This is a genomic window from Streptomyces sp. NPDC046925, from assembly GCF_040644915.1.
Classification (GTDB): Bacteria; Actinomycetota; Actinomycetes; order Streptomycetales; family Streptomycetaceae; genus Streptomyces.
Map to the genome: position 1 here is coordinate 953,178 of NZ_JBEYWZ010000003.1, position 22,146 is coordinate 975,323.

Genomic DNA, 22,146 nt, shown 5'->3' on the forward strand with positions numbered 1-22,146 from the left:
CTGAGATGCCTGTGTGACCCCCGTGCCGGACGGGACGGCGGTTGAGACGTGGGCTACTTCTTCGCCTTGCCCGGACCGCTGTCGTCACTGGAGAGCACCGCGATGAAGGCTTCCTGCGGCACCTCGACGGAGCCGACCATCTTCATGCGCTTCTTGCCCTCCTTCTGCTTCTCGAGCAGCTTGCGCTTACGGGAGATGTCACCGCCGTAGCACTTGGCGAGCACGTCCTTGCGGATGGCGCGGATGGTCTCGCGGGCGATGACCCGGGAGCCGATCGCGGCCTGGACGGGCACCTCGAAGGCCTGCCGCGGGATGAGCTCGCGCAGCTTGGCGACGAGCCGCACACCGTACGCGTACGCCTGGTCCTTGTGCGTGACGGCGGAGAAGGCGTCGACCTTGTCGCCGTGCAGCAGGATGTCGACCTTGACGAGCTGCGCGGACTGCTCGCCCGTGGGCTCGTAGTCGAGCGAGGCGTAACCGCGCGTCTTGGACTTCAACTGGTCGAAGAAGTCGAAGACGATCTCGGCGAGCGGCAGCGTGTAGCGGATCTCCACGCGGTCCTCGGAGAGGTAGTCCATGCCGAGCAGGGTGCCGCGCCGGTTCTGGCACAGCTCCATGATCGAGCCGATGAACTCGCTCGGGGCGAGGATCGTGGCGCGTACGACGGGCTCGTGGACCTCGTCGATCTTGCCTTCGGGGAACTCGCTCGGGTTCGTGACCGTGTGCTCGGTGCCGTCCTCCATGGTGACGCGGTAGACCACGTTCGGAGCGGTGGCGATGAGGTCGAGCCCGAACTCGCGCTCCAGGCGCTCACGGATCACGTCGAGGTGCAGCAGGCCCAGGAAGCCGACGCGGAAGCCGAAGCCGAGCGCGGCGGAGGTCTCCGGCTCGTAGACGAGCGCGGCGTCGTTGAGCTGCAGCTTGTCCAGGGCCTCGCGCAGGTCGGGGTACTCGGAACCGTCCAGCGGATACAGACCCGAGAAGACCATCGGCTTCGGGTCCTTGTAGCCGCCCAGGGGCTCGGTCGCGCCCTTGTGCAGGGAGGTGATCGTGTCACCGACCTTGGACTGACGGACGTCCTTCACGCCGGTGATGATGTAGCCCACCTCGCCGACGCCGATGCCGTCGGCCGGGGTCATCTCGGGGGACGAGACGCCGATCTCAAGGAGCTCGTGCGTGGCGCCGGTGGACATCATCCGGATGCGCTCGCGCTTGTTGAGCTGGCCGTCGACCACACGGACGTACGTCACGACGCCGCGGTAGGAGTCATAGACCGAGTCGAAGATCATCGCGCGCGCCGGGGCGTCCGCGACGCCGACCGGCGGCGGAACCTCGGCGACGACCTTGTCGAGCAGCGCCTCGACGCCCATGCCGGTCTTCGCCGAGACCTTCAGCACGTCCTCCGGCTCGCAGCCGATGAGATTGGCGAGCTCCTCGGAGAACTTCTCCGGCTGGGCGGCCGGCAGGTCGATCTTGTTGAGCACCGGAACGATCTTGAGGTCGTTCTCCATCGCCAGGTAGAGGTTGGCGAGAGTCTGCGCCTCGATCCCCTGCGCCGCGTCGACCAGGAGGACCGTGCCCTCACAGGCCGCCAGCGAGCGCGACACCTCGTACGTGAAGTCCACGTGACCCGGGGTGTCGATCATGTTGAGGATGTGGGTCTTGCTCTGCTCGGGGCCCTCCGTGGGGGCCCAGGGCAGACGCACCGCCTGGGACTTGATCGTGATGCCGCGCTCGCGCTCGATGTCCATGCGGTCGAGGTACTGAGCACGCATCTGCCGCTGCTCGACCACACCGGTCAGCTGGAGCATCCGGTCGGCGAGCGTGGACTTGCCGTGGTCGATGTGCGCGATGATGCAGAAATTACGGATCAGAGCCGGGTCGGTACGGCTCGGCTCGGGCACATTTTTAGGGATCGCGGGCACGCAGGGTCCTGTCTCTTGAGGCGCCTGTCGCCTCGGGTCGGATCTATACGTAGATTCCATCGTCCCACGGGTGGGGCACTGGGCCCGGTTTGGGCCGGTCGGGGTGGGGAGCCGGGCCCGGATTGGGCCGGTCGGGGCGCGGCTGGTAATCTGAGCAGCTGTGTCTCCTTGCCCTCTCGGCACTGAGGCACATGTCAAAAAAACTCATCTGCAGTACCTCTGCAGTACCTGAACCTGAAAAGGCTCTTTCGTGGCGAACATCAAGTCCCAGATCAAGCGGATCAAGACCAACGAGAAGGCGCGTCAGCGCAACAAGGCGGTCAAGTCTTCGCTGAAGACCGCGATCCGCAAGGCCCGCGAGGCCGTTGCCGCCGGTGACACCCAGAAGGCCGTCGAGGCGACGCGTGCGGCTTCGCGCGAGCTCGACAAGGCCGTCTCCAAGGGCGTCATCCACAAGAACCAGGCCGCCAACAAGAAGTCGGCGCTTGCTTCGAAGGTCGCGACCCTCCAGGGCTGAAGCCCTTGCCCCGGCTCGCCGGGGCGCTGATCAATCCTCCCGCGAGGGTAATTCGAGCCCTCTACCTCGAATCGCGGACAGACCACGCAGTACGCCACGCTGCGACGATGCCCCCGGCCCACTCCGGGGGCATTGCTGTGTCCGGGGGAGGGCCCCGTCAGGGGCGCGGGGAACTGCGCGACCAGCCACGACGGACCCGCAGACGTCACGACCGGCGGGACCTGCCTCAGGGGCGCGGGGAACTGCGCGACCAGCCACGACAGGCCCGCAGACGTCACGACCGGCGGACGACGACGGCGCAACCCCCCGCAGCAACGCCGAGCGGCGAGACTCAGCGGCGAGCCCTCGCGGCGCGGGCAATGGTGACAACGGCCTTCTCCAGCGCGTACTCAGGATCATCCCCGCCCCCCTTGACCCCGGCGTCAGCCTCCGCACAGGCCCGCAGAGCCACCGCCACCCCGTCGGGAGACCACCCCCGCATCTGCTGCCGGACCCGGTCGATCTTCCAGGGCGGCATGCCGAGCTCGCGGGCGAGGTCGGCGGGGCGCCCGCCGCGCGCGGAGGAGAGCTTGCCGATGGCCCGCACGGCCTGGGCAAGGGCGCTGGTGATCAGGACGGGGGCGACGCCGGTCGACAGGGACCAGCGCAACGCTTCGAGGGCCTCGGCGGCCCGGCCCTCCACGGCACGGTCGGCCACGGTGAAGCTGGAGGCCTCGGCGCGGCCCGTGTAATAGCGGCCGACGATCGCCTCGTCGATCGTGCCCTCGATGTCCGCCACCAGCTGGGACACCGCCGAAGCGAGCTCCCGCAGATCGCTGCCGATCGAGTCGACCAAGGCCTGGCACGCCTCGGGCGTGGCCGAACGGCCCAGGGCGCGGAACTCGCTCCGCACGAACGAGAGCCGGTCCGCGGGCTTGGTCATCTTGGGGCAGGCGACCTCACGGGCCCCCGCCTTGCGGGCGGCGTCGAGCAGACCCTTGCCCTTGGCGCCGCCCGCGTGCAGCAGGACGAGGGTGATCTCCTCGACCGGCGACGCGAAATACGCCTTCACGTCCTTGACCGTGTCGGCCGACAGATCCTGCGCGTTGCGGACGACCACGACCTTGCGCTCGGCGAAGAGCGAGGGGCTGGTCAGTTCGGCGAGCGTGCCGGGCTGCAGCTTGTCGGGGGTGAGGTCGCGCACGTCCGTGTCGGCGTCGGCGGCACGGGCCGCGGCGACCACCTGCTGCACGGCGCGGTCGAGAAGGAGGTCCTCCTGGCCCACGGCGAGCGTGAGAGGAGCGAGCGGGTCGGCGGTGTCTGTCTTCCTGGCCATCGCGGTCAAGCATCCCACGCGGCACTGACAGCCCGTCCCGTAGCGGAGAATGGGCGGGTGACCGACGTACGACATGTCCTGGTGCTGCCCGACCGCGATGCCGCGGAGGAAGTGGCGGAAGAGCTCCCCGACCGTTTCGGCGTGCGCGAGCAGCCTCAGCTCGTCCGTGACGCCCTGGCCGGCGAGGACGACGCCGAGGACGCCCAGTGGCTGGTCGTGGTCGAGGACCCCGAGCGGCGTCTCGACCGCGCGGCGCTCGACGAGCTTGCCGAGGAGTACGAGGGCTGGCTTGAGGCACCCTGACGGGGGTCGGCGTCCGGCTGCCCGTGCTGAGCCACGGCGTCAGCTCTTGGGCAGGACCTGGACGTCGAGGTCGATGGTGATGCTCGGGCCGACCGCGGCGATACCGCGGGCCAGCATCGTCTGCCAGTTGATCGTGAAGTCGTCGCGGTGCAGCTCGGTGGAGGCGCGGCACGCGACGCGGGTCTCGCCCTCAAGCCCCTGGCCCACCCCGAGGTACTCCGTCTCCAGCGTGACCGTGCGCGTCACGCCGTGCAGCGTCAGACCGCCCGTGATCGCCCAGCGGCTGCCGCCCCTGTGCACGAAGCGGTCGCTGTAGAACTCCATTGTCGGGAAGCGCTCCACGTCGAGGAAGTCCCCGGACCGCAGATGGTCATCGCGCATCTTCACGGCGGTGTCGATGGAGGCGGCGTCGATGACGACGTGCATCGCGGACTCCTCCATGCGCTCCCCCAGCCTCACGGCGCCCGCGAAGCTGTTGAACCGGCCGTGGATACGGGCGAGCCCGATGTGCCGCGCGGTGAAGGCGACGGACGAGTGCAGCGGATCGATCTCCCAGTCACCGGACTCGGGCAGCGGCAGGGCCGGCGCTATCTGGAGCATGACGTCGCCGAGCGAGGCGTGCGCGCTCTCCCCGACCGTGGCGTTCGCCCGGTACGGGGTGAACCCCTCCGCCGAGACCGCCAGACGGTAGTCCCCGGCCGGAACGGTCGCGACGAACGAGCCGAACGGATCAAGCCCTCCGCCGACGACCTTGCGCCCCATGGCATCACTGACCGTGAACTCCGCATGCCGCACGGGTTCGTTGACGGGGTCGAGCACCCGGCAGCTGAGCACTCCCGCGCTGGGCGGAACCGCCACCGCGGACAACGGCCCTCCGGCCCGCCCTGCCCGGACCGGCCGTGCGGCCGGTCCTGCTCCACCGGCTCGGTCCGACCGACCGGCACGGTCCGTACGGTCCCTCAGCCAACGGCCGAACATATGCGACACACCCCCGCGCACCTTGACAACTCCTGTCCCGAAGGTGCATTCGATCACCGTTGCGGCATTCGATGCAACACGAACCCACTTTGCTGGAATGCAGCGCTAGTGCTTGAAGTGTCGCGAGTAACCGAATTGATGACCGTGCAGGGCGTTTTGGCAGATCGCCGCCCGCGACTGGTCTGGGGCCGCCTGTTTTCTAGGGCGGGCGGGTCGCCACCCGTAGAGGTGGCCGGGTCGCCACCCGCAGGGGCGGCCGGGTAGTCGCGTCCGGCGACCCGGCCGCCGATCCGCCGGGCGGCCCGATGACCGCGATCGAACCGCTCATGTCCGTCCGCAGCACCTCCGCTCCCCCGGCCCGCAACGCCGCGACCGTGCGGGGTGCCGGGTGTCCGTATGAGTTGTCCCTGCCGCAGGAAATGAGGGCGAGGCGTGGCGCGGTCCGCCTCAGGAGGCCGGGGTCCTGGTAGGCCGAGCCGTGGTGGGCGACCTTGAGGACGTCGACGGGCGGCAGCGCGGCCACTGCCGGTGTGCGGGAGAGGGCTCGCTGGGCAGGCGGTTCGAGATCGCCGAGCAACAGCAGGGTCATGCCCCCGGCGCGTACGAGCAGGGTGACGCTGGCGTCGTTCGGTCCTTCGGGAGCCGGCGCCGGGCCCGGTCCCTGTGCCCCCGGCCAGAGCACCTGCCAGTCGAGGACGCCACCGCCCGCGCGGCGCCGCTCCCCCGCCACGGCACGGCTCACCGGAACCCGGTGGGCGGCAGCCTGCTCACGCACGAACCGCGCCTGTTCGGGCGGCTCTTGATACCCGGTCGTCTGGATCGCCCCGACCGAACGCCCCCGCAGCACGCCCGGCAGCCCCGCCACGTGGTCCGCGTGGAAGTGGGTGAGCAGGACGAGCGGTACCCGCGTCACGCCGAGCGAGCGCAGACAGCGGTCCACGAGCACCGGGTCGGGCCCCGCGTCGACGACCACGCCCGCCCCGTCACCGGCGGCGAGCACGGTGGCGTCCCCCTGCCCCACGTCACACATCGCGAACCGCCACCCCGTCGGCGGCCACCCGGCGATCACCCGCGTGAGGGGCGGAGGCTGCACGACCGCGAGGAGGAGCAGCAGCGCAAGGGCCGCGCTGAGCCAGGGGTGCCGGAGGAGCCTGCGGCCGACCAGCACCACGCCGACCGTGGCGAGGGCTAGCAGCAGGCCTCCGCGCCAGCCGCCGGGCCAGTCGACCCCGCTGCCGGGCAGGGCCGCGCCCGTACGGGCGATGTCCGCGATCCACCCGACCGGCCAGCTCGCGCACCAGGCCAGGACCTTGGCCACCGGCATCGCGAGGGGCGCCGTCGCGAGCGTGGCGAAGCCGAGGACCGTGGCGGGCGCGACGGCCACCTCCGCGAGGAGGTTGCAGGGCACCGCCACCAGGCTCACCCGTGCCGCCATGACGGCGACGACGGGCGCGCACACCGCCTGCGCGGCAGCCGCGGCGGCCAACGCCTCGGCCGGACGCGGACGGACCCCGCGTCTTTGCAGGGCGGCGCTCCACCTCGGAGCGAGGGTGAGCAGGGCGCCGGTGGCGAGCACGGAGAGCAGGAAGCCGGGGCTGCGGGCCAGCCACGGGTCGTACAGGACGAGCAGCAGCACGGCCGCGGCCAGAGCCGGAATCAGCGATCGGCGTCTTCCGGTACCGAGGGCGAGCAGGGCGACAAGACCGCAGGCGGCGGCCCGCAGCACGCTCGGATCCGGTCGGCAGACGATGACGAAGCCCAGGGTGAGGGCCCCGCCGACCAGCGCGGTCGCCCGCAGCGGGATTCCGAGGCGCGGTGCGATACCCCGCCGCTCCGCGCGTGGGGCAAGGCCCGGCGGACCGATGAGCAGGGCGAGGACGATCGTGAGATTGGCCCCGCTCACGGCGAGCAGGTGCGTCAGGTCGGTCGCCCTGAAGGCCTCCTCCAGCTCGGGCGGCACGCGGGAGGTGTCCCCGACCACAAGACCGGGCAACAGCGCCCTCGCGTCGAGCGGCAACCCGTCCGTGGCGTCCCGCAGCCCGCCGCGCAACCGTCCCGCCAGGCGCTGCGGCCCTGACGGCCCCTCGATGACCTGCGGCGCCTGCCCTCCGGCCACCCGGGCCACCGCAGCGACGCGGTCACTCTGCGGCAAGGGCGGAGCGAGGTCCGCCCGGACGCGGAGTCTGGTCGAGGGCAGGAGCGCGAGCCAGCGCTCCCTGGACCAGGGACCGGCAGAATCCCTGCCGCCGTCCCCGCTCCTGCCCTTGCGGCGGTGTTCATCCCCGGCGAAGAGAAGTGCCGGGGTGCGGGTCACGGAAGTCTCTCCGCCTGCCGTCGTGACCCGGACGATCTCCACGTCCAGCATCACGGAGGGCGGCACGGCATGCGCCCCCGTGACGCGGGGCCGGGTGAGCCGGGGATCCGAGGTGACCTCTACCTCGACCTCCACTGCGGCAAACTGCCGGGCAAGACCGGGCACCGGCCCCCGATGCAAATCGGCCCCATGCAACCCAGCCGCTCCCCCACCCGCCCCGGCACACAACAAAACAGCCACCACCCCAACCCGCCACCATGACGACCGCTGGCCTGGGCGCGCGGGTCCGGGATTGGCCGGTTCGGAGGGACGCGGATCCGGGAGTGGCGGGTCCAGGAGCGGCGGGCCTGGGAGCCGCCGGTCCGCGAGCCGCCGCCCCGAGCCCCCTCCTGACTCCGGCGCGCCCCGCAGCCGTTCGTTCTCCGAGTCCGCCTGGGCACTCCGCCAGGTATCGCGCCGGTCACTCCCCCGGCCACCCCGCACCCCCTCACCGGTAACCCGCCCCCGCACCGTCCACGTCACCAGCAGGGCGCCGGCCGCTGCCACGCAGGTCGCCACGGCTGCGATCACCCACCGGGGCGGGGCGTCCAGGGACAGTGCCGCTGCTCCCCAGGCCGCGAGAGCGGGCGGTACGAGGCGTAAGTCCGGCGGGCCCTCCTGCCGGGGGTGGGCGTCCCCGAGCCGATGCCCCGACGAGCCGTCAGCGGCGGGGGTGGTGTCCGTGGCGGTGACGGCCTGTGGCGTCGCGTCTTCGGACGACGCCCCCGCAGTCGTCCTGCTCCCCGACCTCATGGCCGCACGAGATTCTGCAGGTCGGCATAGCGCTTGTCGCCGATTCCATTGACCTCGCGGAGTTCGTCCACCGAGCGGAAACCGCCGTGCTCCGTGCGGTAGTCGATGATGTGCTGGGCCAGTACGGGCCCCACGCCCGGCAGTTCGTCGAGCTGCTCGGCGGTGGCCGTATTGAGGCCGACCTGCGCGGCCGGGCTCGCCCCCGGCGGCCCGGCGGCCGACCCCGCGCCGGGCGCCGCCGGAACCGCCGGAGCCGCCGAGGCTGCCGCCGGTTCGCCCACGGCCACCTGTTCGCCGTCGACGAGCAGCCGAGCCCGGTTCAGGCCCGCCGTGTCCGCGCCGGGACGGACTCCGCCCGCCGCCTTCAGCGCGTCGGCCACCCTGGAGCCTGCGGGCAGCCGCAGCATCCCGGGGCTGCGGACCTTCCCGCTGACGTCCACGACGACCTCACCGGCACCTCCACCGGGAGCGCCGCTCGCACCGGGCACACCGCCCGCACCGGCCGCCGACTGCCCACCGCTCCCCGGAGAAGGCGGGGCTCCGGGTGACGCGGACGGCTCCGCGCCCCGCCCGGACGCCGCACCGACCACGTCAGGCGCCCGCACCGACTGCGTCCGCCCCGCCCAGAAATGCTGGGCGGCGAAGACCCCGGCAAGGGCGATGACCACCACGAGGGCGACCAGGCTCCGCCGCTCAAGTCCGCACCGCGTCTGGAGCCACAACGGCAACCGCTCCCGCACCGCAAGCCCCACCCGCCCCATCACCGGCGGCGCCGCCCGCTCACCACCGTCGACGCCGGACCGCACCGGCCGCTGAGCCGGCTCTTCGCTTCGGGGCCGCGACGGCGCACCCCGCACACTACCCCCGGCATCCGGCGGCGCCCCCGATCTCAACTCCCCTCCGCCGTCTACCCGTACAGGCTCGGCGAAGAGCGACTCCGCCCGCTGCCGCAGGGCCAGCGCCCGCTCCCGCGCCTCCCCCGAAGTGTGCCTGCGCCTGGCCGCCCGCCTGCGCGCACGGCGATACCGCTCACGCCCGTCAGAGGCACGACCGTCGGAGGAGCGACCGCCGGAAACGCGGCCGTCGGACGCCGGGCCGCGCCCCGGTCCGCTCGTCGCCGCAGGTGTCCGTGAAAGAGATCGAAGTGTCATGCCGACGACGCTAGACACCGCCGGGAAAAAGTGTTGATCTTGGTCAATTCCCGTGGACTACGGCCCAGTTGTGGATAACTCCGTCACCCGGAAGAGGGCGAAGCCCAGAGAAGAGCACCCCTCACCGGGGCGAAACCACGGCCCCCAGCAGCCCGGGCCCCGTATGCGCCCCGATCACCGCTCCGACCTCGCTGACGTGCAGCTCCGCGAGGCCGGGCACCCGGTCCCTGAGCCGGTCCGCGAGGGTCGAGGCACGTTCGGGCGCCGCCAGATGATGCACCGCGATGTCGACGCGGTCCGCCGCGGCCCGCTCGACCACGATCTCCTCCAGGCGGGCGATCGCCTTGGACGCCGTCCGCACCTTCTCCAGCATCTCGATGCGCCCGCCGTCGAGTTCGAGCAGCGGTTTCACGGCGAGCGCGGAGCCCAACAGCGCCTGTGCGGCGCCGATCCGGCCGCCCCTGCGGAGATAGTCCAGCGTGTCGACGTAGAAGTACGCGGACGTGTTCGCGGCCCGCTTCTCCGCCGCGGTCACCGCCTCGTCCGCCGAGCCGCCCGCCTCGGCCGCCTCCGCGGCGGCGAGCGCGCAGAAGCCCAGGGCCATGGCGACCATCCCGGTGTCCACGACCCGCACCGGCACCGGGGCGTCCTTGGCGGCGAGGACCGCCGCGTCGTACGTGCCCGAGAACTCGGCCGACAGATGCAGCGAGACGATGGCCGTCGCGCCCGACTCGGCGACCTCGCGATAGGTCTGCGCGAAGACTTCCGGGCTCGGCCGCGAGGTGGTCACGGAGCGCCGCTTCTGCAGCGCAAGGGCGAGGGAGCGGGCGGAGATCTCCGTACCCTCTTCGAGCGCCTGGTCACCGAGGACCACGGTCAGGGGTACCGACGTGATGCCGTGCCGTTCCATCGTCCGCTGCGGCAGATAGGCCGTTGAATCCGTGACGATCGCGACATGACGGGACATGCGGTGGAGATTACCTGCCTGGAGCGGACGACGGCAGCCCGGCCCCGTGCCGACCAGTCTGCCAGCCGAGCTCCCTGGCATGCCAGATCACCCGGCGGGCGGCTCGCGCGCTCACGTCGTGCTCTCGGGCCTGGCCTGCTTCTCCCAGGGGTACGAGGGGCGCGACGCCGGCGGCGTGATGGCGGGCCGCGCCTCTTGCGATGCGGACGGCTTCGCCTGCTCCGGCCGTCCCGGCTGCTGCGACGGCTCGGTCCAGGTCTGCTCCGCCTTGCCCGCGTCCGCCGCCGGCTCGGGCTCGGGCCACGCGGCGGGAGTCTGGGTGGGCGCGGGCTCCTTCGTCCAGTGCCGCAGCGCACCGGTCTCCAGGTCGATCTGCGAGCTCAGCGACTCCAGATCGTCGTCCGCGAAACGGTGGGCCCGGTCCCGCACCACCCACCGCAGGGAGTCCGCCGACTTCGTGATCTGCGCCGTGCGCTCCCGCAGTGCGGGCAGCCGCTCGGCCAGGGCCGTCCTGTCGGGGTCCCGCTCTAGGCGCCGGAGTTCCTCGTCCAGCTCGTGCCCGTGCGCGCTGAGCCGCTCGAAGAGGCCCAGGGACTCCTTCAGGGAGGCGTCTTCGACCACGCCCGCCTGCAGGGCGTCCTGTGTGGCCCGCATCGACGTGCGCAACGAGAGCCGCAGCTGGGCCAGTTCGCCGGCCGGGCCGACCTGCGCGAAGCTCTTCGCGCGGAGCGTCGTGTCCTCCACCGACCGGCGGGCCTGCGAGATCGTGCGGTCCACGCTGCGCTTGGCGGCGCCGACCGCCTTCACCGTCATGTACACACCAAGGACCAAAGACAGCACGACGAGCAGCGCCACGATCGCGATCACGGCTTCCATGACGCTCCTCCCAGGTCCTGCGGCGAGTTCCGCACCGGCCCTTCCACGGTAAACGCAAAGGGCAGGCCGAGGGTTCCGACGGAACCCCCAACCTGCCCGTAGGGGACTACCCCCATGCCTCTCGCGTGCCCCTAGGCCGGGACGATGTTCACCAGCTTCGGCGCCCGCACGATGACCTTGCGGATCCCGGCGCCGTCCAGCGCCGCCAGCACCCTCTCGTCACCCAGGGCCACCTTCTCCAGCTCCTCGTCCGAGATCGACGGGGAGACCTCCAGGCGCGCCCTGACCTTGCCCTTGATCTGCACGACGCAGGTCACGGTCTCGTCCACGACGTACGCCGGGTCGGCCGCGGGGAAGTCCTGGTGGACGACCGAGTCGGTGTGGCCCAGCTTGCGCCACAGCTCCTCGCCGACGTGCGGGGCCAGCGGGGCGATCAGCAGCACCAGGCGCTCGGCGACCGAGCGCGGCAGCGTGCCGCCCTCCTTGGTCAGGTAGTTGTTCAGCTCGGTGATCTTGGCGATACCGGTGTTGAACCGCATGCCGTCCAGGTCCTGGCGCACGCCGTCGATCGCCTTGTGCAGGGCGCGCAGCGTGCCCTCGGCGATGTCGGACTCGGCGACGTCGGCGACGGTGACCTCACCGGTCGACTCGTCGACGATCAGCCGCCACATGCGCTGCAGCAGGCGGTACTGGCCGACCACCGCGCGCGTGTCCCACGGGCGCGATACGTCCAGCGGGCCCATCGCCATCTCGTACAGACGCAGGGTGTCGGCGCCGTACTCCTCGCAGATCTCGTCCGGAGTGACCGCGTTCTTCAGGGACTTGCCCATCTTGCCCAGCTCGCGCTTGACCGGCTCGCCCTCGAAGAAGTACTGGCCGTCGCGCTCCTCGACCTCGGTGGCCTGCACCGGGAAGCCGCGGCTGTCGCGGTAGACGTAGGCCTGGATCATGCCCTGGTTGAACAGCTTGTGGAACGGCTCGCTGGACGAGATGTGCCCCAGGTCGAACAGGATCTTCGACCAGAAGCGGGCGTACAGCAGGTGCAGCACGGCGTGCTCGGCGCCGCCCACGTACAGGTCGACGCCGCCCGTCGGCTGGCCTTCGCGCGGGCCCATCCAGTACTGCTCGATGTCCGGGTCGACCAGCTTCTGGTCGTTGTGCGGGTCCACGTAGCGCAGCTCGTACCAGCATGAACCGGCCCAGTTGGGCATCGTGTTGGTCTCGCGGCGGTACTTCTTCGGCCCGTCACCCAGGTCCAGGGTGACGTTGACCCAGTCCTCGTTGCGGGACAGCGGCGTCTCCGGGGAGGTCTGCGCGTCGTTCGGGTCGAAGGTGCGCGGGGAGTAGTCGTCGACCTCCGGCAGCTCCAGGGGCAGCATCGACTCGGGCAGCGAGTGGGCGACGCCGTCCTCGTCGTAGACGATCGGGAAGGGCTCGCCCCAGTAGCGCTGGCGGCTGAACAGCCAGTCGCGCAGACGGAAGTTGACGGTGCCCTCGCCGATGCCGCGGGTGGCCAGCCAGCCGGTGATGCGCGCCTTGGCGCCGGCGACGTCCAGGCCGTCCAGCGAGATCTCCGGGTTCGCGGAGTTGACCAGCTTCGCCTCGTAGGAGGAGAAGGCGTCGTCCCACGTCGACGTGTCGGTGCCGCGGCCGTCGGACGGCTCGACCACGCACCGCATGGGCAGATTGAAGGCCCGCGCGAAGGCGAAGTCACGGCTGTCGTGGGCCGGGACGGCCATGATCGCGCCGGTGCCGTAGCCCATCAGGACGTAGTCGGCGATGAAGACGGGGACCTGCTCGCCGCTGACCGGGTTGGTGGCGTAGACGCCGGTGAAGACGCCGGTCTTCTCCTTGGCGTCGGCCTGGCGCTCCACGTCGGACTTGGAGGCGGCGAACGCGCGGTACTTGGCGACCGCCTCGGCCGGGGTGGCGTGCCCGCCGGTCCACACCTCGTGGGTGCCCTCGGGCCAGGCCTGGGGGATCAGCTTCTCGACCAGCTCGTGCTCGGGCGCCAGGACCATGTAGGTGGCGCCGAACAGGGTGTCCTGGCGGGTGGTGAAGACGGTGATCGCGTCGCCCTCGGAACCGGCGGGGAAGTCAACGCGCGCGCCTTCGGAGCGGCCGATCCAGTTGCGCTGCTGCAGCTTGATGGCCTCGGGCCAGTCCAGCCCGTCCAGGTCGTCCAGCAGGCGGTCGGCGTAGGCGGTGATGCGCATGTTCCACTGGCGCAGCTTGGCCTTGAAGACGGGGAAGTTGCCGCGCTCGGACCGGCCGTCCGCGGTGACCTCCTCGTTCGCCAGAACGGTGCCCAGTCCGGGACACCAGTTGACGGGGGCGTCGGAGGCGTACGCCAGGCGGTACTCGCCCAGGACCTCCGCACGCTCCGAGGCGTCCAGCTCGCTCCACGCGCGCGTGGTGCCCGGTACGGCGCGCTCACCGCTGTCGAACTGCGCGACCAGGTCGGCGATCGGGCGGGCCCTCTGCGCGTCGGCGTCGTACCAGGAGTTGAAGATCTGTACGAAGATCCACTGGGTCCACTTGTAGTAGTCCGGGTCGATCGTCGCGAAGGAGCGGCGCTTGTCGTGGCCCAGGCCCAGGGCCCGCAGCTGCGACTTCATGTTCTCCATGTTGGCCTCGGTGGAGGCCCGCGGGTGGGTGCCCGTCTGGACGGCGTACTGCTCGGCGGGCAGGCCGAAGGCGTCGAAGCCCAGGGTGTGCAGGACGTTGTGGCCCGTCATGCGCTGGAAGCGGGCGTAGACGTCCGTGGCGATGTACCCCAGCGGGTGACCGACGTGCAGGCCGGCACCGGAGGGGTAGGGGAACATGTCCATGATGAACTGCTTGGGCTTGGCGACCAGCGCGGCCTGCGCTTCGTCTTCCGCCGCCAGGTCACCGCTCGGGTTGGGCGCCTCGTACGTGCCCTCGGCGTCCCAGAAGTCCTGCCAGCGTGCCTCGATCTCGGCGGCCAGGGCGGCCGTGTAGCGGTGCGGTGCGGCCACCTCGGAGGCGGCAGCAGAATTCGTCTCGCTCATGATCCTCAAAGCTCCATCGATCGTCTCTGCCTGCGGAAATGACCGTCCTGGCCAAATGAAAAAGCCCCTCACACAGGAGGGGACGCCGCGCCGATGCCGACCGCGATTTTCCGGCGGTCGGGACTGATCAGCGCGGCCCGCTAAGCAGAAGGCGTACGGCACGCATGGCGTCAGGGTACCGCAGCGCTCGCGCGGCCCGCGACGAGGTTCCACCGCGCGGACCCCGGCTCACCGGAGGCCCGGAACCCTACCTTTGGCCAAAGGTTACTCCGCGTACCGACCGCTATCGGGGCAACACCAAGATCGAGTCGCTTTTAGATAACGACGCAATAACTCAAACCTCGTACTCACTGGTATGCGGCCACTTAGCATGCGGCGATCGAGCCATTTCGGAGTCGCCCCCATGAACCCTCTGAATCCTCATCGCAAGAGCCGCACCGACAGCTCCGCCCGCACCGACCGCAAGAGCCGTACGTTCGCAGCCTTCCCCGAACCGAGCAGAGCCACGCGCGGAGTCGTGACCACCGCCGCGCTGCTGCTGATACCCCTGATAGTCGTCCTCGGGAGCGACGCCTTCCGCGCCGCCCTCGACTTCACCACCGGCGTCCTGTCCCTGGTCTCCCTGACCGCCGCCGTCGTCTGGGGCCTGGTCGCCACGGACCGCCTCTTCCTGCACTCCCGTCAACGACTGCTCGCCCAGGCCGTGCACCGGGCCACCGCCGTCGCCTCCATCGGGTTCCTGCTGCTCCACGTCAGCGTCAAACTCGCGCTCGACCACGTGTCTCCGGTCGGCGCCCTCATCCCCTTCGGGCTCGGCTTCTCGGGCAGCGACGGCCTCATCGGCCTCGGCTCGCTCGCCGGGCTCCTGATGGTGGTCACGGCCGTCACGGGGGCCCTGCGCAGCGCCTTCGCGTCACCGGCCCAGGTCGCGTCGCGCTGGCGGGCGCTGCACATGCTCGCCTACCCCGCCTGGTGTTCGGCGCTGGTCCACGGCCTGTACGCGGGACGCGCGCCCAAGCCGTGGGTGATCGTCATGTACTGCCTCTGCCTGGTCGCCGTCGCGGGTGCGGTCGCGTTGCGCGCGGCTCCACTGCCGATCAAACGGAAGGTGGCCGCCCGGGTCCTGGCACTCCTCCAGCCGGAGAGCAGGGCGGGCGGCAGGGAGCCCGTCCGCCGGGACACCGCCCGCTCCCCGCTCCCCGGCACCGCCGCCGCTCCCGGCAGCGACCCCGACCCGACGCCGGACCCCCCGGTGGTCGGCATCGCCGCGGCCTACCGGGTCCTGGCCTCCACCGACCAGCCCACGCAGGTCGTGCAGAGCAGCGATCCCGCGCCCCGCTGGCCGTCCCCGTCCCCGCCTCCCCCGGCCGAGGCCCCGCACGTCCCGTACGACACCACCGCGTACGACACCACTGTTTACGACACCTCGTACGACACCCACAGCACGGCGTACGACTCCGAACCCGCCTCCTACCGCTCGCACGACACCGCGTACGACCCGCAGTACGACGCGGCCCACAACCCCCCGTACACCCCTCCGTACGAGGCCCCTTACCAAGCCCCGTACGACAGCGGCCCCGCCACTGAACCGCTGCCCCATACCTTCCAGGCGCCGAGCTCGGGCGAGCCCTGGAACGCCGCCACCGGAGGACCCAAGTGAACGCGTCGCTGCCCGACGTCCCCGAAGTCCGCGTCGTCGGGCTTCCGCTCCTGACCTCGGGCTTCGATCTGGTCGAGCGCCTCGATCTGGCGATGCACCTCAAGGTGCACGGCCCGCTCGAACCCATGGCGGGCGAGTCCCTCGCCGGCCTCTCCGAGGCGATCTCGCTGCGCGGCAGGGGCGGCGCGGGCTTCCCCTTCGCCAAGAAGCTGCGCTCGGTCGCCGACGCGGCGATACGCCGCGGCGTGCGCCCCGTGGTCGTCGTCAACGGCAGCGAGGACGAACCCGCCTGCCGCAAGGACACCGTCCTGATCAACCGCGCCCCGCACCTCATCCTCGACGGCGCCCTCCTCGCCGCCGAGGCGCTGGGCGCCCGCACGCTGGTCGTGGGCGTCACCCGGGACTCCACCGAGTCCTCGATGCTCGCGGCGCTCGCCGAGCGCGGACTGACCAACCGGCGCGGATCGAGCATCCGCGCGCGCGTGCAGCGCAATCCGGTGCGCATGGTGACCGGAGAGTCCTCGGCCCTGGTGCGCTCCGCGGACGGCGGCCCCCCGATGCCTCCGGGGCGCAAGGTGCGCACCTCCGACTCCGGAGTGGGCGGCGCCCCCACCCTCCTGTCCAACGCGGAGACCTTCGCCCAGCTCGCGATCGCCGCCCGGATCGGCCCCGACCGCTACTGCCGCACCGGCCTGCGGGAGGAGCCCGGCACGGTACTGCTCACCGTCTCCGGAGCCGTAGCACGCCCCATGGTCGTCGAGGTCCCCACGGGAGTGCCCCTGCGGTACGTCCTTCAGCTGGCCGGCGCCCCGCCACTCCCCCAGGGCGTCCTGACGGGCGGCTATCACGGCAAGTGGCTCGACGCGGTGACCGCTCATGACGCGGTCGTCTCACGCGCCTCCCTGGAGGCCTGCGGCGGCGCGCTCGGCGCGGGCGCGATCCTGCCGATCGGCCCGGCGACCTGCCCGCTCGGGGAGTCGCTGCACGTGGCGAACTGGCTGGCGTCCGAGAGCGCGGGCCAGTGCGGCCCCTGCTACCTGGGCCTCCCCGCGGCGGCCCGCGGCCTCGCGGACGTCCTGGACGGCGGCGGACCCACCGCCCTGGAGGCGCTGCGCGAGGTGACACGGGCCGTGAAGCGGCGCGGAGCCTGCAAGCACCCGGACGGCTCCGCGGCCTTCATCGAATCCAGCATCTCGGCGTTCACCGACGACCTCGCGGCGCATGTCCTGGGCGGCGGCTGCGGCCGCCCCGTGGAGGGCGTCCTGCCGCTCCAGGAGGAGGCACCGCAGGCCGAGGCCCCCAGCGGCCGCAGGCTCGCCGTCGACTGGACGCTCTGCCAGGGCCACGGCCTCTGCGCGGACATCGTCCCCGAGCTGATCCAGCTGGGCCCCGACGGCTTCCCCTCGGTGGCGGAAGCGTCCGTACCGCGCTACTCCGAAGCGCGTGCCGCACGTGCCGTACGCCGCTGCCCCGCGCTCGCGCTGCGCATCGAGGAGGACCCGTCCCGGCCCGCGCCGCGCACGGCGCTGCCCCTCGCCCTCCCGCCGGGCCGCGGCCGTGGCCGCAGGGCACTCGGCAGCGGACGGCAGTGACCTGCCGGGTCACCCGATAGAAGACACATGCAATTAGAAGACACACGAAAGCGGGCCACCCGATCCGGGTGGCCCGCTCTCATTTCCTGTGGAGCTAAGGAGAATTGAACTCCTGACCTCCTGCATGCCATGCAGGCGCTCTACCAACTGAGCTATAGCCCCTTGCTTGTCCGCCCGGTTCCCCCGGCGGCTTCGCCAACATTACACGGTCATCCCCATGCTCCACCAAATCGTTTCCGGTCTGTACGGATACGGCCGGTACTGTCAGCCTTCGTGACCGTGATCGCGCTTGCCGGCGCCCGCCGCCGCGTGCCCCTCGCCGCCGGGGCATGCCTGCTCTCCTTCACGGCCTTCTGGCTCGCACAGCGCGCCGCGGACGTCTCGATGATCGACCTGATGGTCTACCGGGCCGAGGGCGAGACCGTGCGCGCGGGCGGCGACCTCTACGCGCTGCGCACCACCGAGGCCCATCTGCCCACCACCTACCCGCCGTTCGCGGCCCTGCTGTTCACCCCGCTGACGCTCCTGGCCACGGCGGACATGCGCACACTGGCGACGCTCGGGAATCTGCTCCTCCTGGTGGCGTTCGCGCACCTCGCCCTCCGCCTCGCCGGGCCGGTCACACGTACCGGACCGCTTGCGGACACGGGGCACGCGCGCGTGGAGGCCGCCCTGTGGGTGTCAGCGCTCGCCGTCTGGGCGGAGCCGGTGTGGACGACCCTGCGGTACGGCCAGATCAATCTGCTGCTCGCCGTCCTGGTCCTGTGGGATCTCTCCCGGCGCCCCGGCCACCGCTGGGCGGGCATCGGCATCGGCATCGCCGCGGCGGTCAAGCTCACGCCCGCGCTCTTCGCGGTGTTCCTGCTGCTCACCGGGGCCGCCGAGGCGGCACGCGGCGGTCACTGGCGCGCGCCCGTCCGCCACGCGTGCGTGGCAGCCATGACGTTCGCCGGTGTGACGCTGGTCTCGGCCGCCGTCCTGCCGTACGACTCCTGGCGCTTCTGGACCCGGATGGTCTTCGAGGCGGGCCGGGTCGGGCTCACCGAGGACACCGCGAACCAGTCGCTGCGCGGGGTCCTCGCGCGGCTCCTGCACACCGGCGAACCCGGCGCCCCGTGGGTGGCGGCCGCGGCGGCGGCAGGCGTCCTCGGGCTCACGGCGGCGGTGCGCGCGGCGCTGCGCGGGGAGCACGCACGGGCCGCGGTGGCCTGTGCGGCGACGGCTCTCCTGGTCAGCCCGGTGTCGTGGTCGCACCACTGGGTGTGGTGCGTACCGATGGCGCTGCTCCTGTGGACGGAGGCGGTACGCCGGGGCGGCCGGGCGCGCTGGGCGGCCACCGGAGCCGTGGTGCTCGTCTTCTGTTCGTACGCCCTGTGGTGGGTTCCTCATGGCGAAGGAAGGCTTGAACTCGACCAGAACTTTGGCGAGATGACGCTGTCCGCCCTCTACGTAGGGACAGCTTTGGCGTTCCTGCTGCAAGAAATCGGACGAAAAGAAGCCGGACGACGGACCCGCCCGGCCGGGCTCAGGCCGTGGCGAAGGAGTAGAAGCGCTTGAGCGTGCAGTGTTCGTCGAGCAGCCGACCGTAGATCGGCTCCCCTTCGAGCTCGCGGTACGTCTCGATGGGGTCGCCCTTTATGATCAGCGCCCGCGCGCACTCCTCGCACCAGTACTGGTAGTCCGGGTTGACCGGTTCCATGTCGCGGACGATCGGCGTACCACTGCCGCACCAGTCGCACTTCCGCCTGTGTGCACCCATCGATCAGCTCCAGCTGCGGCCGCAGGCCGTGCACACGTACGAGACACCGCCGTTGTCGCCGAGTACTTGGGCGACATGGGACGAACCGCAGGACGGACAGGTGAGCAGAGGGGTGATCGCCTCGGAGGGAACAAAGAGAGCGGCAGCGCGGCGTGGCGCGGCCACTGCGACGAGGCCGGCGGCCTCATCGAGGATGCTCGCAGGCATCGCTCTCCCTCCCGTCGGGTCACATTCGGTGGTCTGGTGCGGTCCCCTTCCGGCTGTCCGATTCTGCCATGGTCCGAGCGACCCGGTCAGCGACGCAGTCGTACCAGTCCGGACACGGCACCCAGTGCGGCCGCCCCGGCCAGGGCGTATGCGCACACCAAGAGCGCGTCCGCCGATGAATACGCCCCCGGAGCCCCTTGAGACTCAAGTCGGTTGAGGAAAAGTGCGCCAAAACACGCGACGCCGATCAACTGGCCGAGCTGAGCGACCGTCGAGAGGAGCCCGCTGGCGTCGGCGGCGTCCTCGGGCCGCACCGTGGAGAGCGCCCGGGTGAGCGTCGGACTGAACCCGAGGGAGAGCCCCGCACCGATGCCCACGAAGGCCGCATAGAGCCACAGTCCGCCCTGGCCGCCGTCCCGCAGCAGCAGACCCACCGCGACCGACGACACCGCGGTGAGCACGAACCCGCCGGGGATCAGTGCCCGTTGGAGCGCCGCGGGCCAGCGCCGCCAGGTCAGGCCGACCGCGCCGAAGACCACGGCGGTCGGCGCGAACGTCAGACCGGCCCGCAGCGCGCTGTAGCCGAGCCCGCCCTGGACGTGCAGCGTGAGCACGAACAGGAAGCCCGCGTTGACGGCCATCACGGCGGCGATCCTGAAGACCGCGAGGCCCATGCCGGGGATGCGCAGGACCTGCGGCGCGATCAGCGGCGCGCCGCCGCTGCGGGCGAGCCGGGACTCGTATGCGCAGAAGAGCGCGAAGAGCACCGCCGCCGAGCCCAGCGAGAGCCAGGACCACAGCGGCCAGCCCTCCTGCTGGCCGAGCACCAGCGGCACGGTGAGCAGCGAGACGGCGGCACCGAGCAGCACGAGTCCCGGCAGATCGAGCCCACGCGCCCGCCGCCCCGGCTTCCCGGGCTCCCCCGACTCCGCACGCTCCCCTGACCTCCCGCGCTCCCCCGGCTGCCGGGAAGCGTCACGCGGCAGCACGCGCCCGGCCATGATCAGCAGGACCGCGCCGACCGGCACGTTCACCAGGAACACCGGACGCCATCCCGTGCCGAACAGATCGGCGCTGACCAGGATTCCGCCGATCACCTGCCCCGCTGCGGCGCCGACGGCGAGCACGGCCGCGTACGCGCCGAGCGCCCTGGTCCGCGCCTCGCCGGTGAAGTTGCGCTGGATCAGGCTGAGCACCTGCGGGATGAGCAGCGCGGAGCCCGCGCCCTGCAACAGCCGGAAGGCGATCAACTCTCCCGTGCCCTGGCTGAGTCCGCAGGCGAGCGAGGCGACGGTGAAGACGGCGAGGCCCGTGAGGTAGAGGCGGCGGTGCCCGAGGCGGTCGCCGAGCCGCGCGCCGGTGATCAGGAGCACGGCGTACGTGATGGTGTATCCGGCGATCACCAACTGCAACCCGGCGCCCGAAGCGCCCAGTTCGCTGCGGATGGTGGGCGCGGCGACATTGACGATGAAGACGTCGAGCAGCGCCATGAACTGCGCGGCGATGACGACCGCGAGCACACGGCCGGGGCGATTGTCAGTGCCGGGGGCTTTACTGAATGCGGGACGTGAGCCAGGGGGATCCGTGGCGGTGGACGGGGTTGTCGTTGTCATGGCACCGAGCGTGGCGGCGAGTTGGTACGGGTAACGAGAGCCCGCTGATGCTGGTACTGACAGCACCTGGCAAAGCCCGGGCGCCGGGCGGACGATGGGGGACGTGACCGTGACGGGGGATGACACGCGGATGGGGACGACGACGCAGCGACGCAGGCCGGAGCTCGCCGCCTTCCTGCGGGCCCGCAGAGCCAGGGTGACGCCCGCCGACGTGGGCATGCCGCCGGGCCTGCGCCGCCGTACCCCCGGCCTGCGCCGCGAGGAGGTCGCCCAGCTCTCCGGAGTCGGCGTGACCTGGTACACGTGGCTGGAGCAGGGCCGCCCGATCAACGCATCCGCGCAGGTCCTGGACGCCGTGGCGCGCACGCTGCGCCTCGACAGGGCGGAGCGCGAGCATCTGTACCACCTGGCCGAGGTGCCGTACGAGCCGGTGCGCAGGACCGTCTCTCCCGCGGCCGTCGGCCCGGAGATCCAGGGCATCATCGACGCCCTGGACCCGCATCCGGCGGTGGTCTACAACGCGCGGTACGACATCCTCGCCACCAACCCCGCCTACCGCGATCTCTTCTTCGTCCCCCAGCTGGAGTCCTTCGGGGCGCCGAACGTGCTGTGGACGCTGTTCATCGCGCCCGACCCCGTCTGCCCGCTGGTCTTCCGCGACGAGGAGCTGCCGGTGATGGTGGCGACGCTGCGCAGTGCGTACGGACGGCATGTGGGCGAGCCCGCCTGGGAGGACTTCATACGCCGCCTGTCCGCCGCGAGCGCGCACTTCGCCGAGCTGTGGGAGAGCGGCGACGTGGCGCCGCCGGGACCGCGCGTGAAGACCTTCCGACACGAGGCGGTCGGTGAGCTGCGGATGACGTCGGTCTCGCTGTCCATCAACGGCATGCCGGAGTGCCGGATCGTCGCCTACACCCCGGACGACGAGGTGAGCCGGCTGCGGGCGGCCGAGCTGCGCGCGCTCAGGCCCCCGGAAGCGGAAAGGTCTCCGGAAGCGGAAGGGTCCCCGGAAACGGAAGAATCCCGCCCTCTGATGAGGACGGGATCCTGATTGTGGAGCTAAGGAGAATTGAACTCCTGACCTCCTGCATGCCATGCAGGCGCTCTACCAACTGAGCTATAGCCCCGTGTGTTCTGTCCCGCTC

General features: G+C 71.4%; 17 protein-coding genes and 2 tRNA genes. 6 read left to right on the plus strand and 13 right to left on the minus strand.

Annotated features, from left to right (window positions below; all coding sequences use genetic code 11):
• Window positions 1-53: 53 nt before the first annotated feature.
• The gene (gene lepA, locus ABZ906_RS17500) at window positions 54-1,925 is read right to left on the minus strand and encodes a translation elongation factor 4 (RefSeq protein ID WP_361189108.1); all 1,872 of its coding nucleotides are present in this window, start codon (window positions 1,923-1,925) and stop codon (window positions 54-56) included.
• A gap of 250 nt (window positions 1,926-2,175) precedes the next feature.
• On the opposite strand from lepA, the gene rpsT reads away from it, so the two are divergent.
• Window positions 2,176-2,442, plus strand: a complete 267-nt coding sequence (rpsT, locus tag ABZ906_RS17505; protein ID WP_361189105.1) for a 30S ribosomal protein S20 — start codon at window positions 2,176-2,178, stop codon at window positions 2,440-2,442.
• 331 nt (window positions 2,443-2,773) lie between these two features.
• On the opposite strand, the gene holA is transcribed toward rpsT, so the two are convergent.
• Complete coding sequence (gene holA / locus ABZ906_RS17510) at window positions 2,774-3,757, minus strand: DNA polymerase III subunit delta (RefSeq protein ID WP_361382914.1); 984 nt, start codon at window positions 3,755-3,757, stop codon at window positions 2,774-2,776.
• 57 nt (window positions 3,758-3,814) lie between these two features.
• Between holA and ABZ906_RS17515 the strand changes: the two genes are divergently transcribed.
• Window positions 3,815-4,060: a hypothetical protein gene (locus ABZ906_RS17515; RefSeq protein ID WP_190080480.1), complete on the plus strand. Its 246-nt coding sequence runs from the start codon at window positions 3,815-3,817 to the stop codon at window positions 4,058-4,060.
• A gap of 39 nt (window positions 4,061-4,099) precedes the next feature.
• Here ABZ906_RS17515 and ABZ906_RS17520 read toward each other — a convergent pair whose 3' ends face one another.
• The 6 genes from ABZ906_RS17520 to leuS all read right to left on the minus strand — a co-directional run bounded on the left by ABZ906_RS17520 (window position 4,100) and on the right by leuS (window position 14,170).
• Window positions 4,100-5,038: a YceI family protein gene (locus tag ABZ906_RS17520; protein ID WP_361383281.1), complete on the minus strand. Its 939-nt coding sequence runs from the start codon at window positions 5,036-5,038 to the stop codon at window positions 4,100-4,102.
• 199 nt (window positions 5,039-5,237) lie between these two features.
• Window positions 5,238-7,595, minus strand: a complete 2,358-nt coding sequence (locus ABZ906_RS17525) for a ComEC/Rec2 family competence protein (RefSeq protein WP_361382916.1) — start codon at window positions 7,593-7,595, stop codon at window positions 5,238-5,240.
• Window positions 7,596-8,140: 545 nt separating this feature from the next.
• Window positions 8,141-8,866: a ComEA family DNA-binding protein gene (locus ABZ906_RS17530; protein ID WP_361382918.1), complete on the minus strand. Its 726-nt coding sequence runs from the start codon at window positions 8,864-8,866 to the stop codon at window positions 8,141-8,143.
• Between the two features lie 550 nt (window positions 8,867-9,416).
• A complete protein-coding gene (locus tag ABZ906_RS17535; protein ID WP_361382921.1) occupies window positions 9,417-10,262 on the minus strand; it encodes a DegV family protein in 846 nt (281 codons plus the stop codon).
• 111 nt (window positions 10,263-10,373) lie between these two features.
• The gene (locus ABZ906_RS17540) at window positions 10,374-11,138 is read right to left on the minus strand and encodes a hypothetical protein (protein WP_361382924.1); all 765 of its coding nucleotides are present in this window, start codon (window positions 11,136-11,138) and stop codon (window positions 10,374-10,376) included.
• A gap of 131 nt (window positions 11,139-11,269) precedes the next feature.
• Window positions 11,270-14,170 carry a leucine--tRNA ligase gene (leuS, locus tag ABZ906_RS17545; RefSeq protein ID WP_361382927.1) on the minus strand — a complete coding sequence of 967 codons (2,901 nt, stop codon included), beginning with the start codon at window positions 14,168-14,170 and terminating at the stop codon, window positions 11,270-11,272.
• A gap of 403 nt (window positions 14,171-14,573) precedes the next feature.
• Here leuS and ABZ906_RS17550 point away from each other — a divergent pair, with 403 nt between their 5' ends.
• Both ABZ906_RS17550 and ABZ906_RS17555 read left to right on the plus strand, forming a co-directional pair.
• Window positions 14,574-15,830 carry a ferric reductase-like transmembrane domain-containing protein gene (locus tag ABZ906_RS17550; protein WP_361382930.1) on the plus strand — a complete coding sequence of 419 codons (1,257 nt, stop codon included), beginning with the start codon at window positions 14,574-14,576 and terminating at the stop codon, window positions 15,828-15,830.
• Window positions 15,827-17,422 (plus strand): NADH-ubiquinone oxidoreductase-F iron-sulfur binding region domain-containing protein, encoded by a 1,596-nt coding sequence (locus ABZ906_RS17555; RefSeq protein WP_361189089.1) that lies wholly within the window; start codon window positions 15,827-15,829, stop codon window positions 17,420-17,422. The genes ABZ906_RS17550 and ABZ906_RS17555 overlap by 4 nt, the downstream gene beginning before the upstream one ends.
• A gap of 89 nt (window positions 17,423-17,511) precedes the next feature.
• On the opposite strand, the gene ABZ906_RS17560 is transcribed toward ABZ906_RS17555, so the two are convergent.
• Window positions 17,512-17,584: transfer RNA gene (locus ABZ906_RS17560), tRNA-Ala, on the minus strand.
• Window positions 17,585-17,695: 111 nt separating this feature from the next.
• Between ABZ906_RS17560 and ABZ906_RS17565 the strand changes: the two genes are divergently transcribed.
• Window positions 17,696-18,979, plus strand: a complete 1,284-nt coding sequence (locus ABZ906_RS17565; protein ID WP_361382933.1) for a glycosyltransferase 87 family protein — start codon at window positions 17,696-17,698, stop codon at window positions 18,977-18,979.
• On the opposite strand, the gene ABZ906_RS17570 is transcribed toward ABZ906_RS17565, so the two are convergent.
• The 3 genes from ABZ906_RS17570 to ABZ906_RS17580 form a co-directional block, all read right to left on the minus strand.
• Window positions 18,948-19,181 carry a hypothetical protein gene (locus tag ABZ906_RS17570; RefSeq protein WP_016643127.1) on the minus strand — a complete coding sequence of 78 codons (234 nt, stop codon included), beginning with the start codon at window positions 19,179-19,181 and terminating at the stop codon, window positions 18,948-18,950. The genes ABZ906_RS17565 and ABZ906_RS17570 overlap by 32 nt on opposite strands.
• A gap of 3 nt (window positions 19,182-19,184) precedes the next feature.
• On the minus strand, window positions 19,185-19,388 hold the full coding sequence (locus tag ABZ906_RS17575; RefSeq protein ID WP_361189085.1) for a hypothetical protein: 204 nt from the start codon (window positions 19,386-19,388) through the stop codon (window positions 19,185-19,187).
• 86 nt (window positions 19,389-19,474) lie between these two features.
• A complete protein-coding gene (locus ABZ906_RS17580) occupies window positions 19,475-21,001 on the minus strand; it encodes an MFS transporter (RefSeq protein ID WP_361382936.1) in 1,527 nt (508 codons plus the stop codon).
• Between the two features lie 130 nt (window positions 21,002-21,131).
• On the opposite strand from ABZ906_RS17580, the gene ABZ906_RS17585 reads away from it, so the two are divergent.
• Entirely contained in the window at window positions 21,132-22,052 is a 921-nt protein-coding gene (locus ABZ906_RS17585) for a helix-turn-helix transcriptional regulator (RefSeq protein WP_361383284.1), read from the plus strand.
• Between the two features lie 3 nt (window positions 22,053-22,055).
• Here ABZ906_RS17585 and ABZ906_RS17590 read toward each other — a convergent pair.
• Window positions 22,056-22,128: transfer RNA gene (locus tag ABZ906_RS17590), tRNA-Ala, on the minus strand.
• Window positions 22,129-22,146 lie beyond the last annotated feature (18 nt).

What these genes read in the sequence shown, in the direction of transcription:
- ABZ906_RS17570 (WP_016643127.1), bottom strand. Translation starts at nt 19,181, where the DNA reads ATGGGTGCACACAGGCGGAAGTGCGACTGGTGCGGCAGTGGTACGCCG.
- ABZ906_RS17550 (WP_361382930.1), top strand. Translation starts at nt 14,574, where the DNA reads ATGAACCCTCTGAATCCTCATCGCAAGAGCCGCACCGACAGCTCCGCC.
- ABZ906_RS17535 (WP_361382921.1), bottom strand. Translation starts at nt 10,262, where the DNA reads ATGTCCCGTCATGTCGCGATCGTCACGGATTCAACGGCCTATCTGCCG.
- leuS (WP_361382927.1), bottom strand. Translation starts at nt 14,170, where the DNA reads ATGAGCGAGACGAATTCTGCTGCCGCCTCCGAGGTGGCCGCACCGCAC.
- ABZ906_RS17575 (WP_361189085.1), bottom strand. Translation starts at nt 19,388, where the DNA reads ATGCCTGCGAGCATCCTCGATGAGGCCGCCGGCCTCGTCGCAGTGGCC.
- ABZ906_RS17520 (WP_361383281.1), bottom strand. Translation starts at nt 5,038, where the DNA reads ATGTTCGGCCGTTGGCTGAGGGACCGTACGGACCGTGCCGGTCGGTCG.
- holA (WP_361382914.1), bottom strand. Translation starts at nt 3,757, where the DNA reads ATGGCCAGGAAGACAGACACCGCCGACCCGCTCGCTCCTCTCACGCTC.
- ABZ906_RS17585 (WP_361383284.1), top strand. Translation starts at nt 21,132, where the DNA reads ATGGGGACGACGACGCAGCGACGCAGGCCGGAGCTCGCCGCCTTCCTG.
- ABZ906_RS17540 (WP_361382924.1), bottom strand. Translation starts at nt 11,138, where the DNA reads ATGGAAGCCGTGATCGCGATCGTGGCGCTGCTCGTCGTGCTGTCTTTG.
- ABZ906_RS17580 (WP_361382936.1), bottom strand. Translation starts at nt 21,001, where the DNA reads ATGACAACGACAACCCCGTCCACCGCCACGGATCCCCCTGGCTCACGT.